Here is an 18,447-nt window from a genome sequence, read left to right as displayed (position 1 = left end):
AAGACATTTATTAAAAACTCGTAGCTTGTAGTCTATGAGTTTTTAATAAATTTAACTTGTACCAACAACCCATCTATATAAATTTGGAGGAGTACAATTGAAAAAGGCAATTGGTATAGATATTGGCGGAACAAAGATTGCAGCGGGCATTATTTCTGAAACAGGGGAATTACTCAAACGTACAGAGGTAAAAAGTGATCCTACTGACAAAGAAAAGATGTTTGCTAAAGTGGTAGAAGCGATAGAGCGAGTTCTTGAAGATTCTACTTATTCGTTAGCGGACATTGAAGGCATTGGTGCCGGGGTACCGGGCAAGGTGGATCGACAAAAGGGCATTGCGATTTTTCAAAATAATTTACCTTGGGCCCAGTTTCCTGTCACTGCCAGGTTACAGGAGCAATTTGGACTCGAGCGGATCACGATCGACAATGATGTTTACATGGCGGCTTATGCCGAATGGAAGGCGTCCCAGGCAAAAACCGATGAGACGTTTGTCTACGTGACGATTAGTACGGGCATCTCCTGCTCTATTATTCATAATGGTTCATTTTTCAGAGGGGCTGGATTTGCAGGAGAACTTGGATTAATTCCTGTTCTTTCGACCAGGAAGAAATTAGAGCGGCTGGAAAAGATGTCTGCCGGACCAGCGATCGAAAAATTAGCACAAAAGGAAATGCAATCGGCATCTTTGTCGACTAAAGATGTCTTTGAACGATATAACGAAGGGGCAAGCGGGTTTCAGCCCATTATTGATGAAATAACGGACAATTGGGTACATGGCTTGTATTCGATTTCCTGTTTACTAGACCCTCATAAAGTGGTTTTCGGCGGCAGTGTGATCGCCAACAACCCTTTTCTGCTTGACATCATTAAAGAAAAACTGAAGTTAATCCAAATCCCTGAACAACAGCATCTTTTAAGTCAAATGTCGATTAGCGCAATGAAGCAAAATAATGGAGTGATTGGTGCTGGGTTGCGGGTATTCGAAGGAATTTAACAAATCTTAAGAGGAGTGACACCATTTGTTTACTTTAAGTATGGAAAAATTAATGCCAATAGGAGCATCATTTACAACACAGGAAATCAAGCAACAACCTGAATTATGGGGTGAAACATTTGCATTGTATTCGAAGAAGAGTCCTGAGATTGAAGCATTTTTACAGAACCTGACTGAAAAGCACGATCGTATCCGCGTCATTTTTACAGGGGCTGGAACTTCCGCGTATGTCGGTGACACCATTACCCCATATTTAAAAGAAATAGTCGATGAGAAAAAGTGGGATCTGATGAGTGTTCCAACGACAGCAATTGTGTCAAATCCTTACCAATTTTTAAAGGCGGACATCCCAACATTATTGATTTCCTTTGCGAGAAGCGGTAACAGTCCGGAAAGCGTTGCAGCAGTGGAATTAGCAGAACAAATGATAACGGACCTCTACCAGATTACCATCGCCTGCTCAAAGGAAGGAAAGTTAGCACAACGGGCAATAGGGGATGACAGCAACCTCTTACTATTGATGCCAGAAAGATCTAATGATCAAGGCTTTGCGATGACAGGAAGCTATACCTGTATGACCCTAACAGCGCTGCTCATCTTTGATTCTGTGTCTGTGGAAGAAAAATTGTCCATTGTTGAAACAATCCGCCGCATGGGTCAAAGTGTGATTAGCAGAGGAGCAGATATAGAAAGGATGATTGCTTCCGATTTTGAACGGATTATTTATCTTGGCTCAGGTGGTTTTGAGGGCTTGGCAAGAGAGGCACAATTAAAAATATTGGAGTTAACTGCCGGTAAAATTGCCACTTCCTTCGATTCATCACTCGGATTCCGCCATGGTCCTAAATCATTTGTGAATGAAAAAGCCGCAGTGTTTCTGTTTGTTTCGAACCATCCGTATACACGACAATATGATTTAGATATGTTAAATGAATTGAGACAGGATCAAATCGCAGGCTATATTTGTGCAATCGCTGTGGACGGAGAGACTAATTATACAGGTGATACGTTCTTATTCGACAGCGACGCCCGCATCATACCGGATGCCTACATGTCACTGCCGTATGTCATGATTGGACAAACGATTGCTCTATTAGCTTCAATTAAGGTCGGAAATACACCGGATACTCCTTCACCTAGTGGAACGGTTAATCGTGTTGTACAGGGTGTAACGATACACGAATACAAGTAAATCAAGGGAATAGGAATGCATAGGATTCCCATTCCTAAGCAGAGGTGCAGCTATGGAACGATTTGTGTTTGCAGACAGATTTTTTCTTGAGGATGGGGTGTCAGGCCCCGGTTATTTGGAAATTAAAGAGGGGAAGTTTGGTTCCTTTTTTGTGACTTTGCCAACAGAATCGGCTGATGTCATTGATTATGCGGGAAAATGGATTGCCCCGGGTTTAGTCGACACTCACATTCATGGCTTTAAAAATCACGATATTATGAACAACGACCTTGAAGGTTTGATGGAAATTTCTGAGGGGCTGCTTTCGTGCGGCGTGACTTCTTTTTTGCCCACCACGCTTACTTCTTCGCCCGATTTATTAAACGAAGTAGTGGCGATGGTTGGGGAAAATTATACAAAGGTAAAAGGTGCCAAAATAAAAGGAATCTTTTTAGAAGGTCCATTTTTTACCGAAAAACACAAAGGTGCCCAAAACACGAAGTATTTTTGTGATCCTTCAATAGAAATGCTGGAATCGTGGCAGAAGTATTCCAATCATTTTATCAAAAAGATTGCGCTTGCTCCGGAAAGGAAAGGGGCAATGGAATTTATTGAGTACGCCGTTAACGATCAGGTTACGGTGGCACTGGCCCATAGTGATGCGACGTATGCTGTGGCGAAAGATGCAGTTGAGAAGGGGGCTTCAATTTTTGTCCATACATTCAATGGCATGAGTGGGCTGCATCATCGTGAGCCCGGTATGGTTGGCGCCGCGATGATTCTTCCGGATGTATTTGCCGAAATCATTTGTGACGGACACCATGTTCATCCAGCTGCCGCTAACATTTTAATGGATGCCCGCGGCAGGAAGGAGACGGTCATGGTGACCGATTGCATGATGGCCGGCGGTATGCCGGAAGGCCGCTATCAGCTCGGAGAATTCCCTGTTGAAGTGAAGAACGGGGCTGCCCGGTTGGAGACTGGCAGTTTAGCAGGGAGTATTTTGCAATTAAAACAGGCAGTCAAAAATGCTGTGGATTGGGGAATTGCGACACCTGAGGAAGCCATCTATATGGCCAGTACAGCTCCAGCCAAAAGTATTGGGATTGATGGGGAATGCGGCATGATTGCGACCGGTTATGATGCAGACTTTATCGTTCTTACACCTGAACTCGAATTAACAGCCACGTATCTTGATGGAGTTTGCCGGTTTCAAGCTGAAAACTTTATGGGGAAAGAAGGAGTTCGATGATTTTATCAGTCACGATGAATCCTTCCGTTGATATTTCCTATCCCATTCAAGATTTCAAACTGGATGATGTTAATCGTGTGGAAAATGTTCGTAAAACCGCCGGCGGAAAAGGATTAAATGTGGCCAGGGTCATCAAGCAGATCGGGGAAGATGTCTTGGCAACAGGTGTAATTGGCGGAACCATTGGCGATTACATTATTCAGGGATTGACGAAAAGTGATATCGGGAATCACTTTTTTAAAATTAATCAAGAATCAAGAAACTGTATCGCGATCCTCCATGATGGAAAGCAGACAGAAATCCTTGAATCCGGGCCAATCTTATCGGCGGAAGAAGGAGCAGCTTTTTTGGAAAAATATCAGGAACTGCTGTCCGAAGTTTCCCTTGTTACCATTTCGGGAAGCTTGCCATCAGGACTTGAATCAGGATTTTACCGGCAGATGGTTGAAATTGCCTGGGAGAAGGGTATTTCCGTGATTGTTGATACCTCGGGGGAGCCGCTCCGCCAAGTTTTGACTCATGATGTAAAACCCTTTGCTATCAAGCCCAATATCTCTGAGTTATCCCAGCTTCTTGGCATAGAAGTAGAAGAGAGCATAAGCAGTTTAAAGCAATTGCTAACCAATGAGTTATTTCATGGAATTGAATGGATTGTCGTTTCGATGGGTGGGACCGGTGCTTTTGTCAAGAATGGTGGAGATTTTTACAAGGTTACCATTCCTGCTATAAACGTCGTGAACCCTGTTGGCTCCGGTGATGCCACTGTTGCAGGATTAGCGGTTGCCCTGAAACGAAAGCAATCCGTTCCGGACATCCTGAAAACCGCTATGACGACAGGCATGCTCAATGCGATGGAAGCGGAAACCGGTTATATAGATCGTGAGAAGTTCGGTCAATTATTTGAAATGGTAGAAGTTATTAAAATAGATTAATAGAGGTGATTGTCGATGTTAGAATTAACGGAAAATAAAGTGGCAGCTCTCAAGCGTTTGTCGGATGAAAATGGAATTATCGGGGCTTTGGCAATTGATCAACGCGGTTCGTTAAAGAAAATGATTGCAGCAGGAAGTTCAAGCTCTATTGGGGATGAAGGCATCATCCGCTTTAAAGAATTGGTTTCCGAAGAATTGACACCTTATTCAACTGCTATTCTATTAGATCCAGAATATGGACTGCCTGCTGCAAAGGTTCGCAGCAAGGACGCCGGTTTATTGGTTGCTTATGAAAAGACCGGATACGATGCAAAAGCAGCGGGCCGTTTGCCTGATTTATTGCCAGAGTGGTCCGTTAAACGATTGAAGGACGCCGGTGCAGATGCCGTTAAATTTTTACTGTATTATGATGTGGATGAAGACCAGAAGATTAACGAATATAAGCATGTTTATATGGAACGAGTCGGGTCCGAGTGTGTGGCAGAAGACATTCCGTTCTTCCTTGAAATTGTATCTTACGATGCCAAAAATGATGATGTGAAAAGTAAAGAGTATGCAAAAGTGAAGCCACATAAAGTAATTGAAGCAATGAAGGAATTCTCCAAACCAAAGTATCATGTCGATGTATTAAAAGTAGAAGTTCCAGTGGATATGAAATTTGTTGAAGGCTACACGGAAGGCGAAATAGTCTATAGTAAGGAAGAGGCAGCTTCCTTTTTCAAAGAGCAAAGTGAAGCTACTGAGCTGCCGTTTATCTTCTTGAGTGCCGGAGTAAGCGCGAAACTATTCCAAGAAACACTGAAGTTTGCCAAAGAATCTGGCTCTACCTTTAATGGCGTGTTATGTGGCAGGGCAACTTGGAAAGACGGCGTCGCACCTTTTGCTGAAAATGGGGAACAAGCTGGTCGAGACTGGTTAAAAGGTACCGGTATAAGGAATATTGAAGAATTGAATGTCGTGTTGAAAGAGACTGCCAGCTCTTGGTTCGCTAAAGCGAATTGACTAGAGTGCTATTTATGAAAATTGTCCAAATTGGATAGGCTTTTTAAGCGAACAGTGCCGGGTACTGTTCGTTTTTTTATGCAATTCTCTAAAAAACAATATTTCTAAAAATTTGGACAATATCTTTGTTGTGGAAGCGTTTTAATAAAAGTAAGCTAGATTACAGATGGGGCAGGCACGTTTATTTTAGATAACATACGAATTGAACAGGTCAGCAACTGAAGTTTGCCTAAGATTGATAGTCTATATACTATGGAAAAATAGAAAAGATAGGAGAAACCAGCGGATCAATTTAGAGTGAATCTAAGCTGGTTTCACTTTTTTATTTTGAGGCAGCCGGAAGCAGTTGAGTAGGCAAAAATATCCATAGCAAGTGATACATCCCCAACAAATCCCCTAAAGTTGTCTCCAAACTGAAATACAATTGACATCTTATTAAAAAATTCCTTTGATAAAATTGTAACAATTGGGACTTAAATTCTAATTTATATTCGAATCGTATGAGGAATAATTATGCCTCTTTACCATATGAATGACATAGAGTGGTTGCCATTGGAGGGAATTTAAATGACGTTAGATAAGCAATTGAAACAAAAGAAATACTATGAAATGTTCATTAATGAGCATGAAACTATTCATCCGATTCAGGTCCTTGGAGAAGCCTTTCAGGAGGAAGCACAAAAGGATTTGCCTGACCTATCTTACATACGCTTTGCACAAGGGGAAGTGTATTTTCACCATAAAGATTATGAAACGGCGATTTTTAAGTGGGAAAACATTGTCAATGAGCTAGAGCAGTGGGCGAAGAAAAATACGGCAGATGCCTACTATGAGCTTGGAATGTTATCAACGGCGGAAGATCTTTACAGTGCCATAGAAACGGAAGATCTTACTTTAAAAACGGAAGTAGCTTTACAGCTATTTTCACTCTATCTTGAACGCGGAAAGCTGGAGGCGGCTGTTGCGATTATCAAAAGGACCATCAACTCTAACCCTGATTATCCGAATGTGACCGAAATTGCCCGGGCATTCTTCGAAGAGCAGGGGGACTGGAACAATGCCGTTGAGCTGGCGGTGAATGAAGCCAAGCGAACGGAAACGTTAGAATGGTTTGAAATTCTGCATACATATGTAGAAAATAGTGTAACGAAAAACTTTGATCCAAGTTATTTTTCGCACGCCTTAAGCATCTTATTTAATCTGAATAAAAAAAGCTTTGAACAGCTTGTTTCTTCATTGTGGAATAGCTATCAGGATGAAGAATCTTATTTTGTTTGGTTGAGGGAAATCAATCACTTGCTCCTCAATCTTGATTTAAATCGTAATGAAAACTATCAAGAGCTTTCAAAACGCCATAAAGAAACGTATTTCACCTTTATTGATGGCAGGTATTTTATAAATCAGCTTCAGGATATCATTCCAGACTTGCTGACGAATTGGCTTCGTCTGGCTGACAATGCGAACAGTGTATTGGCGTCCGCAGCCGTCCTTTCTTGGAATGAACTTTTTCCAGCGAGCATAAGCCAGTCCATCGCTAGTGAAGCTGAAAAATTAATCAGTATAACCGAGACGGATATGGATGAGCTTGACGAGTGTCTGTCACTCTTTGATTCCATATTGAATTGGGCCGAGGAGCATGACATGGGCGAGAATAACCGTGTCAAGTGGCTTGTCCAGCAGTTGGTTGATTTTGATACCCAGCATATCCTTCTTGCCGGGTTTAAAGGAAGTGGAAAATCTTCCTTTATAAACACGATTCTCGGTGACGAATTACAGGATGGGTCAACATCGTCTGTTGTTCTGTTCAAAGACGCGGAGGAAATGAACATAACTGAAATCACTGACAGGGAGATTAATGATCTAACTGGTTTAGAGGAATTCAAGGAAAAAATGGATCGAAGACGAAATGCGTTGGAATCCATCATAGAATTGAAGCGTCCAATGCCATTTTTTAAAGATAATAAGGTTGCGTTCCTGGATACTCCTGGGCTTACTGGGTCGCTCCATTATGACCGCTATGAAGTGCTGAAGAACCTGCAGGTTGCCGACACAATTCTTTTTGTGGTAGATGCAAATGCTTCGTTTACGGATAAAGAGTGGGCAGCCCTTGGACAAATACAAGAGATTGCCCCGGATATTCCAATTCATTTCTTGATTAGCAAAATGGAGACTATTCCTAATGAACAGGAAGCACATAAAATTTATGATGACATAAAAGCAATGGTCAACTCCTATTTACATGATGCTAAGGTATTTGCATTTTCAACACAATATGAACAAAACCAGCAAATGAAAGAATTAAAAGTGTTTATTCAGTCTATTAAAAATACTAGAAATCTAGCGGATAAACGCCTTGCAAAGCTGTTGTATTTTATTCGGACAACAATCGCCAGTCTTTTGCAAAAACGAATTGATGTTGAAAATCAGTTAATAGAATCAATTCGCTGGAACGAAGAAATGCTGATCAAGCTAACTGGTGCGGTGAACCAACTAAATGATACCGAGATACAAAGAACCAAATCAGCCATAAAATCGTATCGGGCAATTAAGGAATCCATGGAGACAGAAATCTCAGTGGCTGTGCCAAAAATGCTCCGGGAGTGCTCTTCTCTAATCAAGGAAGACAGTGATTTTAGTAAAATTCATCTTATGCTCAATGATGAGATGAATAATAGGCTGCAGGATTATTTGGAGCAAAAGGTAATGCCGAAATATTACAGCTCACTTCAAGATTGGATTGAGCGTTCACATGCCGAGTTTAAGGAGAACCAAGAATTTCTGGTTGAGATGAGAGATGGATTTAATCAGATGTACGGGGAAGAGCGATTGGAGCTTGAGTGTGATTTTAGGGTGCTCGATGACTGGCGCCGAGATACAGATAGGATGACAACTAGGTTGCAGTTGGAAACAGTCAATATCCTGCTGCGCCGAACTCCTTCACAATTTTTATTAAAAAGTGCAGGGAAGCTTTTGGGGGCAATTTCGCAAAACAAAGCCATGCTTTTCAACAAATACCAATCCTTTATAGAAAATGAAGACTATTCTGAAGCAATCGATGCCGTGAATAAGCAGTTTTTCCAGCCGTTTGAGATGTTCGAAAAATCATTGGAGCGCGATGTTACCTTATTTTTCAAGGGTCCAAAGGCCATTTTAAACCGTTCTGTTGAAGAAGCACGTTCAGAGATTCAGAAGAAAAAAGAAATGCAAGATAAGATGAATGAGAATCCAGAAATGTTCCGCGACCCATTAACCTTATTTGACGTGAGACTGCGCCAATTCGAATGGATGACCGTCGCGGGAAAGGGAATGCAAACAATCTATTAATATGATTAAAATGGGGGATGCCATAAGGGCATCTTCCTTTTATTTATTTAAAAGACTGGTATTTTGTTTCCTGTGCGTAATATAGATTACTTATGGAAAATCCATTGCTCATTCGGATTTCCCGTGATAGCCTATTGATAATTGTTTTTTACAAAAGGAGGGAAAACTCGTGATAAAAATAACCGGTTCTCAAACAGAAGCAAAAGTATTTTCCAATTATCCACAGGAGACGGCGCTTGAACAAATACAAGAGCTGTGTAATCAAGCATTCTTAAAGGATACAAAGATTAGTATTATGCCAGACTATCATGCGGGAAAAGGATGTGTCATTGGAACCACCATCCAGCTAAAGGATAAGGTAGTCCCGAACCTCGTAGGGGTTGACGTAGGCTGCGGCGTATTAACAGTTAAGCTGCAGGATAAAAAGGTTGATTTTAATAAGCTGGATCAAGTTATTCGTACCTATGTACCAAGCGGAATGGAGATACATTCTGATGAGACGGCTCAGTTTATTAACACGAGTTTTCCATCTGCGGAGGAATTTAAAGCCCAGCATATTCTAAGCCAGAATAAAAGCCGCTATAGCCTAGGAACTCTTGGCGGCGGCAACCATTTTATCGAAGTTTCAGTCGATACTGATGGCTGCCACTATTTAACCATTCATACTGGCAGCCGTTATGTGGGCGCTAAGATTGCCAACTATTATCAAAAAGTAGCCATTTCCAAGCTCAGGAACCATGATTTAACGGAGATGATTGATAAATTAAAGGCGTCTGGTCGTCAAAAAGAAATTCAAGCTGCCATTCAGAGTTACAAAGAAATCAATCCTGTCATTCCAAATGATTTAGCTTATTTGGAGGGCGAGGATTTTGACCATTATATTCATGACATGAAATTGGCACAGGCGTTTGCGAAGGCAAACCGTGAAGAAATTGCCAGAGCAATTACGGAGAATATGGGCTTAGAGGAGCAAGACCGTTACGATACCGTCCACAACTATATTGATACAGATAACCTGATTTTACGAAAGGGAGCCGTTTCAGCGCAGAAGGGCGAACGTCTCATCATTCCAATCAACATGAGAGATGGGTCGATTTTAGCTGTCGGTAAGGGTAACGAAGATTGGAATTATTCAGCACCGCATGGAGCGGGCCGCGTCCTTAGCCGGACAAAAGCGGTGAAAACGCTGAAATTGGATGATTTCCACAATACGATGAAGGGCATCTGGACGACATCTGTCTCTGAAGAAACATTGGATGAAGCGCCGATGGCTTATAAATCGATGAATGAAATTTTAGAAAAAGTAGAAGAAACAGTTGAAATTGCAAGCATTATTAAACCAGTTTATAACTTCAAAGCCAGCGAAAAATACAGTCCCGCAAGATATAAGAAATAACTAAAGAGCTGCTTCGATTGAAGCAGCTCTTTAATTATTTTTCATGAAGTAATTTCAGAAGCAAATCCGGCATCAATCAATCGGCCATTTTTGAAAAAGCTCTTTTCTTTAATAGGGCTTACAGGCAAAAAAATTACAGCCAATAGAAAAACAAGAAGCGCAGAAAGGCCCCACTTTAAAGCGTTTAACCTGCGCTTCTTATTTTGTTTTTTTTTTCGAGTGTAACTTGCTGCATGGAAAAACCCCTTTGTTAATACCCTTTTGAAAAATCGACAAGATTTTTGGATGGTTTTTTACCAGAAAGATAGTCTTTTAGGTTTGGAATCAAAATATTTTCTACTACCCTCTTGTTGTAATGTTCCGTTGAGCCTGAAGTGTGAGGGGTGATGATTACATTTTCCATTTCCCATAAAGGACTATCAGGACTTAATGGTTCTTTTTCAAATACATCCAGTCCAGCTCCTGCAATGGCACCTTCTTTAAGAGCTTGCACGAGGTCCGTTTCAACGACAATCTCACCGCGGCCGATATTAATGAAAAAGGCTGATGATTTCATTTCATTAAATTGTTTCGCTCCAAGTAACTGACGAGTTTTCTTTGTAAGAGGTAAGGTTACCACCACATAATCGCAGTTTGGCAGAACGAGGTCTAATTGATCTGAACTGTACATTTCATCAACAAATTCCTCTGGCATTCCTGAGTGCCTGACACCAAGTACCTTCATTCCGAATGCTTTGGCAATTTTCGCCGCTTCTTTTCCTATCGCACCTACCCCGATGATTCCAACGGTCTTTTCATGCAGTTCTAAATTCATATTGGCATGATGCCATGTTTTCGTTTGTTGATTTTTTACATATGTATGGATTTTTCGCGTTAATCCAAGCATTAGGGCAAAGATGGTTTCTGAAATCGGAAAGGCGTGCACCCCATTTGCGCTTGTTAACAAAATATTTTTAGCTTCTAATTCCTCTAGAGGCATAGAATTAACGCCTGCACTCCAGGATTGCAGCCACTTTAGTTTTGATCCAGGTGCAAGGCAATCATCTTTTAAACCCTGCTTCCACCCTGCAATGATTTCTGCATCCTTTACATGGCTTTGCCAAACTTCTTTCTCTTTACCAGCAATCAGTTCCCAATCGGGAATAATCTGTTTAATTTGATCAAGCAGGTTTTGTTCAAGATTGTGAGTAACCACTAATTTTCTCATCATGCCATTCCTCCGTTCAAATAGTCATTCTTTCTTTTATGATAACAGCTTTTTATTCCAAAAGGTGTACAATTATTGGTCACTATGCTTGTTAAACTGTCCAGCCGAAATACAGTAGGGAATTGAAAAGGCTTTGCTATTTATTCATTTTTCTTGGCACAGAAATTGCAACTAAAACTATAGCAACTATTATTGGAGGGATTGAATATGCAAATTCAAGATTGCTGTGCAATAGTGACAGGTGGAGCCTCTGGACTGGGTGAAGCAACGGTACGGAATATCGTTGGAAATGGAGGAAAGGCAGTCATTTTTGACCAATCAGAAGAAAATGGCTTTCGCCTTCAAGAAGGACTGGGTGAAGCTGTTTTATTTTTAAAAACAGATGTTACAAAGGAAGAGGATATTCAAAGGGCAGTTAGTAAAGCAGCGGACTTTATGGGGACCGTGAATGCCGTTGTGAACTGTGCGGGTATTGGCATTGCCGAGAAAGTCCTTGGAAGAAATGGGACACACAATCTATCACTATTTTCTAGAGTTATTAATGTAAATTTAATAGGAACGTTTAATGTGATTCGCCTTGCTGCCGAGAAGATGATTACGAATGAGGTAAATGATAAAAATGAAAGAGGCGTAATCATCAATACCGCCTCTGTTGCAGCTTTTGACGGCCAAATCGGGCAGGCAGCGTATAGCGCATCTAAAGGTGGAATTGTCGGGATGACGCTGCCGATCGCGAGGGAGCTTGCCCGATATGGTATACGCGTTATGACCATTGCTCCAGGTCTTTTTCATACTCCGATGTTTGACACACTTCCTCAAGAAGCGCGGGATTCACTTGGAAAAATGGTGCCGTTCCCGCCAAGGCTCGGGTACCCTGCTGAATACGCACAACTGGCTCAAAGCATTATTGAAAACCCAATGCTTAATGGTGAAACAATCCGCCTCGATGGCGCGATAAGAATGCAGCCGAAATAATGATAATTTCCGGGAAGGCCCTTGGGTCTTCTTTTTTTGTTGGCTGTGTTAAAGGGATTATTTATATTTTAACACTGTTGATTGGAACGGAAGGCGCGAAGACTCCTGCGGGAGTACGGGGCAGGGGAGACCCCGGAGGCGCCAAAGCGCCGAGGAGGCTCCCCGCAACGCCCGCGGAAAGCGAAGCGCCTGGAGTGTAAATCAACAACTAAGTTTAACAGAGCCTTATAATAATAGTTAAAAAATTCTAATAAGTATGTATTTTTGTTACAATATAAGTATCTGAAAAAGTGAGGAGTGAAAAAATGCTCCAATTTAAAGAAATCATTACCCCAGTTGATTGTTTTGTTACGGAAAATACAACCCTAATAGAAGCCATCGGACTCATTGAAAAAAAGAAATGGAACCTGCTTCCTGTAACAGACCCCTCCAGAAGATTAGTGGGAATTTTTACTCGGAGCAGCCTTTATCAAATGGTCGTAGAAGAATGTCCCCTATCCACTCCTATTCAAAATTACATAAAAAAGCAGGTTGAAACTGTTTCGGTCGATACTCCTTATGCAAAGATTGAAGAAATGGTTAAAAACAGCAAGGTCGGAACCGGTATTGTCGTGGATGAAATGAATCGCGTTGCCGGTATTCTGACAAAAACAGATATGGTCATGTCCCTGCTTCAAACCTCACAAGAATTACAAACGATAAAAAACTTAAAAAGAACATTAGAAACAGCATTCAAACACGCATTTGACGGATTTGTGATGACGGATGAAAAGAAACACATTCAAATGGTCAGCCCTCCGCTGCTGGAATTATTCAATCTTTCGTTAGAGCAGGTACTGCACCAGCCAGTATCGAAAGCGCTGCCACAGCTTCAATTAGACCATGTCTATGAATCGGAAACGGCTGAAGTAGGCGGCTTTTTAGAAGTGAGCGGCATTAAGTATATCGTCCACCGTATTCCGATTATTGAAGATGGAAATGTCATCGGAGTAATTGGCCAGGTGGTATTTCGGCAATTAAATGAGGTAAGTGAGCTATTCAAAAAGCTGCAGAAGGCGGAAAATAAAGCAAATTTTTATCATCAGGAATACCAGAAATCAGAATCGGCTAAGTTTACCTGGGACCATCTTTTGACTATAGACCCCTATATGGAAAAACTGAAAAAAAGCGGAGCTAAAGCGGCAAAAGGGCGGTCAACGGTGCTTATCCGCGGGGAAAGCGGAACAGGGAAAGAGCTGTTTGCGCACGCTATTCACAACAGCAGCGCCAGAAGTACCGGCAAGTTCGTCATCGTCAATTGTGCAGCCATACCGGAGGATTTACTAGAATCAGAGTTTTTTGGTTATGAAGAAGGTGCCTTTACCGGTGCCAAACTAAAAGGGAAAATCGGCAAATTTGATTTAGCTAACGGTGGAACACTTTTTCTCGATGAAATTGGTGACATGTCTCTATCCTTGCAGGCAAAATTGCTGCGCGTCCTCCAAGAGAGGGAATTCTACAGGGTAGGAGGGACTGCAAGAATTCAAGTGGACGTTAGAATTATTGCAGCCACTAATCGAAATCTAGAAGAAATGGTCAAAGTGGGCCTTTTTAGGGAGGATTTATACTACCGCCTAAATGTCATTTCCTTAAATGTCCCGCCGCTTCGGGATCGTCTTTATGATACGGATTTCTTAATAGGCAAGATTATGATTGATTTTAACCAAATATTAGGAACAAGTATTACCGGTATCGAGGACCACGCTAGAGCTGCACTGCTTGGTTACGATTGGCCCGGAAATGTCCGGGAATTACGAAATGTAATAGAGCGGGCGATGACCTTTGCGGAAAGTGGAAAAATCAAACACGAGGATCTTCCAGAGTATTTAATAAAGCAGGTTGGTATACCTGAATCTGCTATAAAGGTTTCAATGGTTGAAAATGCGGAACTAGAAGCGATTAAAAAGGCACTGGTCCAAGTACAAGGAAATAAAGTCCAGGCTGCAAGATTACTAGGAATCAGCAGGTCAGGTTTGTATGAAAAAATTAAAAAGTATCAACTGACGATTTAAAAGAATGTCCAATTAATGGACACTCATTTGTTCCTTATGTATAGAAGAACAACATTCAAAGAACCATGTGGGGCAATATATCTATTTTTCTGAATAATGGCATAATAATTGCATATTTAAGGATGGAGTACATTTTTTCTAGGGGGTCCTAATATGAAGATTGGCAGCCTATTATCTCAAAGTGCCCGCAAGTTTCCAGAATTATTGGCGATAGAATGTGAGGGAAGAAGCTATACATATCGCCAATTTAATGAGGAAGTGAACAGGTTTGCTCATGGCTTGATTTCCTTAGGATTTAAAAAGGGCGAAAAGCTTGCCTTGATGATGAAAAATTCGGATCACTTTGTGTTCACCTTTTTTGCCGCTGCAAAAATTGGCGCAGTGGCCGTCCCAGTTAACTTCCGGTTAACCGCTTCAGAGGTCCAATACATTTTAGGGCAATCAGACACATCCTTTGTTGTGTGTGACAAGGAGTTTGAAAAAACCATTTCTGAAGCAAAACAAGGTACGGCTGTCCGCTCGGTTATCGTGGTGGGTGAACCGGAAACAGAAGGTTTTTATTCCTTTGAAAAAGTGTTATCCGAAAACCTAAACGAGCCAGAAATAGAGATTTTCGAAAAGGATGATGTAGAAATTTTGTACACCTCAGGGACAACTGGCCGCCCTAAGGGGGCCCTTTTTGATCATAGCCAAATTTTTAAAGTCGGAATCTCTGTGACCATCAATATGGGTCTAAGGCAGCATGAAAGGATTCTCCATTTAGCACCACTATTCCATTCAGCCCAGTTAAATCTTTTCCTTATTTCAGGTGTTGCACTAGGCGCGACACACATTATCCATCGAGATTTTCATCCAGTCAAAACACTACAAGCAATTCAAGAACATAAAATTACCCATTTATTTGCGGTCCCTGCGATGTTTACCTTTCTTCTTCAAGTACCGAATGCAGCCGAATACGATTTATCATCCATTAAGAGATGCGGGTATGGTGCTGCCCCAATGGCCCCGGAACTCGTCAAAAAAAGTATGGGACTTTTTAAAACCGACCAATTTTACAATTTGTGCGGGTTAACGGAGGGAGGCCCAGGCGGAATTCTTCTTGATCCTGAGGGTCATAAGAAGCATCTAGGGAAGGGTGGAAAACCAATTTTCATGACCGAAACAAGAGTTGTCAATGAGGAAGGCAAAGATGTGCTTCCAGGGGTAGTAGGTGAATTTATTCTTCGAAGCCCAATGGTCATGAAGGAATATTATAAAAAGCCGGAAGAAACGAAGAATACCTTTAAGGATGGCTGGCTTTATACCGGGGATTTAGCAACGATTGATGAGGAAGGCTATATTACGCTAGTTGACCGGAAAAAAGATATGATTATTTCCGGCGGGGAAAATGTTTATTCAGTCGAGGTAGAAAGTGTACTTTATGAGCATCCAGATGTTCTCGAAGCGGCAATTATCGGACTTCCAGATGAAGTCTGGGGGGAAGCTGTTTGCGCTGTCATTGTACCCAAAGTAGGGGCAGTGATTAATGAGCAGGAATTACGAAGCTTCTGCCGTCAAAAGCTTGCCGGATATAAGGTCCCTAGGAGGATTTTTATAGAAAAGCAGCTGCCGCGGAATGCATCTGGGAAAATATTAAAATATCAGCTGCGTCAAAAAATGAATCAAATTAACGTTTAAATCGGAAGCGTTTTCATATTAAGAAAGGGGTTTTTCAAATGAAACATCCATACTTAAACGAGGATCATGAAATTTTCCGGGCGTCATTGAGAAAGTTTTTAGAGCGTGAAGCATATCCCTTTTATGACCAGTGGGAGGAGGACAGGATGATTCCCCGCTCTTTTTGGAGGAAGATGGGGGAGCAGGGTTTTCTTTGCCCTGATATTGATGAGAAGTATGGAGGCAGTGAGGTCGACTGGGGGTTCTCCGTTGTCATTAATGAGGAATTAGAGAAGGTCGGCACGGGTTTGATCGGGATAGGTCTGCATAATGATATTGTTGTTCCCTATATTACCTCCTACGGAACGGAAGAGCAAAAACAGCGCTGGCTTCCGAAATGTGTCACTGGCGATATCATAACCGCGATTGCGATGACTGAGCCGGGGACGGGATCTGACCTGGCCAACATTAAAACGACGGCTAAACTAGAAGGGGACCACTATATTGTCAATGGACAAAAAACGTTTATCACTAGTGGAATCCAATCGGATCTAATCGTTGTTGCTGTGAAGACTGACCTCCATGCTGTTCCGAGGCATAAAGGGGTTTCTCTGCTTGTCATTGAACGGGATTCACCAGGATTTTCAAGAGGCAGAAAGCTGAACAAAGTCGGTCTGCACTCCCAGGATACAGCAGAATTGATTTTTGAGGATTGCAAAGTACCGAAGGAGAATTTACTAGGAGAAGAGGGCAAGGGCTTTCTTTATTTAATGGAAAAACTCCAACAGGAACGCCTGCTCACCGCAATTGGGGCGCAAACGGCAGCAGAAGTCATGCTAAAAATGACCATTGATTATGTAAAAAGTCGAGAAGCGTTTGGAAAACCGATTAGCAAGTTCCAAAATACGCAGTTTAAAATTGTTGAAATGGCTGCAGACAATCAAATGGGGCGTTCCTTTTTAGATCAGTTAATTGCTGAGCATATCGAGGGGCAAAACATCGTGACCAAAGTGTCGATGGCGAAATGGAAGCTGACGGAAAACGCCAAGAAAGTGGCGACTGAATGCATGCAGCTCCACGGCGGCTATGGGTATATGGAAGAATACGAGATTGCGAGACGATTCCGTGATATTCAGGTCGCTAGCATTTACGCTGGCACAAATGAAATTATGAAAACAATCGTTGCGAAAAATTTAGGATTATAGAAAGCGGGGAAAATGATCATGCGTGAAGTAGTGATTGTAGAAGGTGTACGTACACCGGTAGGAAGAAGAAATGGCGTTTTAAAAGATATCCGTCCTGACGATTTAGCGGGGTTAACTTTAAAGGAATTAGTGAACCGTGCCGGAATAGATCCAGCCATTATTGATGATGTTATTTTAGGGTGTGTTACTCAATCCGGTGAACAAGCCGGTGATATTGCCAGGGTTGCTGCTTTAATTGCCGGCTTTCCAATTGAGGTGCCAGGCACCACGATTGACCGCCAATGCGGTTCCAGCCAGCAGGCTGTCCATTTTGCAGCACAGGCTATTTTAGCAGGCGATATGGATGTAGTGGTTGCAGGCGGTGTAGAGAGCATGTCTCGTGTTCCAATGGGTTCAAACTACAAAGGTGCCGAAGAGCCTTTTAGCCCTAATTTAAGGTCGAAGTACGAAATGATCCATCAAGGGCTGTCTGCTGAGAGAATCGCCGAAAACTACGGTTTTACTCGTGAGGAGCTTGATCAATTTTCACTAGAAAGCCATCAAAAAGCATTAAAGGCTCAAGAGGAAGGGTATTTTGCTAGAGAAATTTTTCCTTTAGAAGTGACGCTTCCGGATGGAACGACGGCAGTCATCAAGGAGGATTCGGGTCCGCGAAAAGGGACTTCACTTGAAGCATTGGCAGGCCTCAGAACATCGTTCATAGAAGACGGTGTGATTCATGCCGGAAATTCCAGCCAAATTAGCGACGGCGCTGCTGCGGTATTGCTTATGTCCCGTGAAAAAGCAGATGAACTCGGTCTTAAACCGCGTTTTCGTGTTCATACCAGAGTGGTGGTTGGATCTGATCCAACGTTAATGCTGACAGGACCGATTCCGGCTACCAAAAAAGCGCTCGAAAAGGCAGGCTTATCTATTGACGATATTGATGTATTTGAAGTGAATGAAGCATTCGCTCCGGTTCCGCTGGCTTGGCTGAAGGACACAGGGGCAGATCCAGCTAAGCTTAATCCTAATGGAGGTGCTATTGCCCTTGGTCACCCTCTAGGCGGCAGCGGCGCGCGCCTAATGGTGACGATGATGCATGAGCTTGAGCGTTCGGGCGGCCGTTACGGATTACAAACAATGTGCGAAGGCCATGGAATGGCAAATGCGACGATCATTGAACGCTTAGATTAATCCGTGAATTGGGATTCACAAATAAGATCGGGTTTTCCGCAAATAAACCATTTAGATTCGCAAATAAAATAGGAAAATTCGCAAATAAAAGGGCTTAATTCGC

The 18,447-nt window shown here is 42.1% G+C and carries 13 protein-coding genes; 12 read left to right on the top strand and 1 reads right to left on the bottom strand.

The window, feature by feature from the left end; translation table 11 throughout:
* Window positions 1-97 precede the first annotated feature (97 nt).
* From PH210_RS14685 to PH210_RS14655, 7 genes are all read left to right on the top strand, one after another.
* Window positions 98-997: an ROK family protein gene (locus tag PH210_RS14685; RefSeq protein ID WP_289986485.1), complete on the top strand. Its 900-nt coding sequence runs from the start codon at window positions 98-100 to the stop codon at window positions 995-997.
* Between the two features lie 25 nt (window positions 998-1,022).
* Window positions 1,023-2,189 carry an SIS domain-containing protein gene (locus PH210_RS14680; RefSeq protein WP_289986483.1) on the top strand — a complete coding sequence of 389 codons (1,167 nt, stop codon included), beginning with the start codon at window positions 1,023-1,025 and terminating at the stop codon, window positions 2,187-2,189.
* Between the two features lie 52 nt (window positions 2,190-2,241).
* Complete coding sequence (gene nagA, locus PH210_RS14675) at window positions 2,242-3,420, top strand: N-acetylglucosamine-6-phosphate deacetylase (protein WP_289986481.1); 1,179 nt, start codon at window positions 2,242-2,244, stop codon at window positions 3,418-3,420.
* Window positions 3,417-4,352 carry a tagatose-6-phosphate kinase gene (gene lacC, locus PH210_RS14670; protein ID WP_289986479.1) on the top strand — a complete coding sequence of 312 codons (936 nt, stop codon included), beginning with the start codon at window positions 3,417-3,419 and terminating at the stop codon, window positions 4,350-4,352. Before nagA ends, lacC begins: the two co-directional genes overlap by 4 nt.
* 15 nt (window positions 4,353-4,367) lie before the next feature.
* On the top strand, window positions 4,368-5,354 hold the full coding sequence (lacD, locus tag PH210_RS14665; protein WP_289986477.1) for a tagatose-bisphosphate aldolase: 987 nt from the start codon (window positions 4,368-4,370) through the stop codon (window positions 5,352-5,354).
* 567 nt (window positions 5,355-5,921) lie between these two features.
* A complete protein-coding gene (locus PH210_RS14660; protein WP_289986475.1) occupies window positions 5,922-8,678 on the top strand; it encodes a dynamin family protein in 2,757 nt (918 codons plus the stop codon).
* Window positions 8,679-8,847: 169 nt separating this feature from the next.
* Entirely contained in the window at window positions 8,848-10,074 is a 1,227-nt protein-coding gene (locus PH210_RS14655) for an RtcB family protein (RefSeq protein WP_289986474.1), read from the top strand.
* Window positions 10,075-10,324: 250 nt separating this feature from the next.
* Here the strand turns inward: PH210_RS14655 and PH210_RS14650 are convergent, their stop codons facing one another.
* Complete coding sequence (locus PH210_RS14650) at window positions 10,325-11,281, bottom strand: D-2-hydroxyacid dehydrogenase (RefSeq protein ID WP_289986670.1); 957 nt, start codon at window positions 11,279-11,281, stop codon at window positions 10,325-10,327.
* A 207-nt stretch (window positions 11,282-11,488) separates the two neighbouring features.
* Between PH210_RS14650 and PH210_RS14645 the strand changes: the two genes are divergently transcribed.
* The 5 genes from PH210_RS14645 to PH210_RS14625 all read left to right on the top strand — a co-directional run bounded on the left by PH210_RS14645 (window position 11,489) and on the right by PH210_RS14625 (window position 18,344).
* Window positions 11,489-12,256: a 3-hydroxyacyl-CoA dehydrogenase gene (locus PH210_RS14645; RefSeq protein ID WP_289986473.1), complete on the top strand. Its 768-nt coding sequence runs from the start codon at window positions 11,489-11,491 to the stop codon at window positions 12,254-12,256.
* 305 nt (window positions 12,257-12,561) lie between these two features.
* Window positions 12,562-14,307, top strand: coding sequence for a sigma 54-interacting transcriptional regulator (locus PH210_RS14640; RefSeq protein ID WP_289986472.1), 1,746 nt, complete (start codon window positions 12,562-12,564; stop codon window positions 14,305-14,307).
* 153 nt (window positions 14,308-14,460) lie between these two features.
* On the top strand, window positions 14,461-15,984 hold the full coding sequence (locus tag PH210_RS14635; protein WP_289986470.1) for a class I adenylate-forming enzyme family protein: 1,524 nt from the start codon (window positions 14,461-14,463) through the stop codon (window positions 15,982-15,984).
* A gap of 38 nt (window positions 15,985-16,022) precedes the next feature.
* Window positions 16,023-17,168 (top strand): acyl-CoA dehydrogenase family protein, encoded by a 1,146-nt coding sequence (locus PH210_RS14630; protein ID WP_289986468.1) that lies wholly within the window; start codon window positions 16,023-16,025, stop codon window positions 17,166-17,168.
* Window positions 17,169-17,186: 18 nt separating this feature from the next.
* Complete coding sequence (locus PH210_RS14625) at window positions 17,187-18,344, top strand: thiolase family protein (protein ID WP_289986466.1); 1,158 nt, start codon at window positions 17,187-17,189, stop codon at window positions 18,342-18,344.
* The last annotated feature ends 103 nt before the right edge of the window (window positions 18,345-18,447 follow it).

Origin of the sequence: Paenibacillus sp. BSR1-1 (genome assembly GCF_030403775.1) — a bacterium.
Classification (GTDB): Bacteria; Bacillota; Bacilli; order Bacillales; family Cytobacillaceae; genus Neobacillus.
This window is presented reverse-complemented; position numbering and strand designations above follow the sequence as displayed.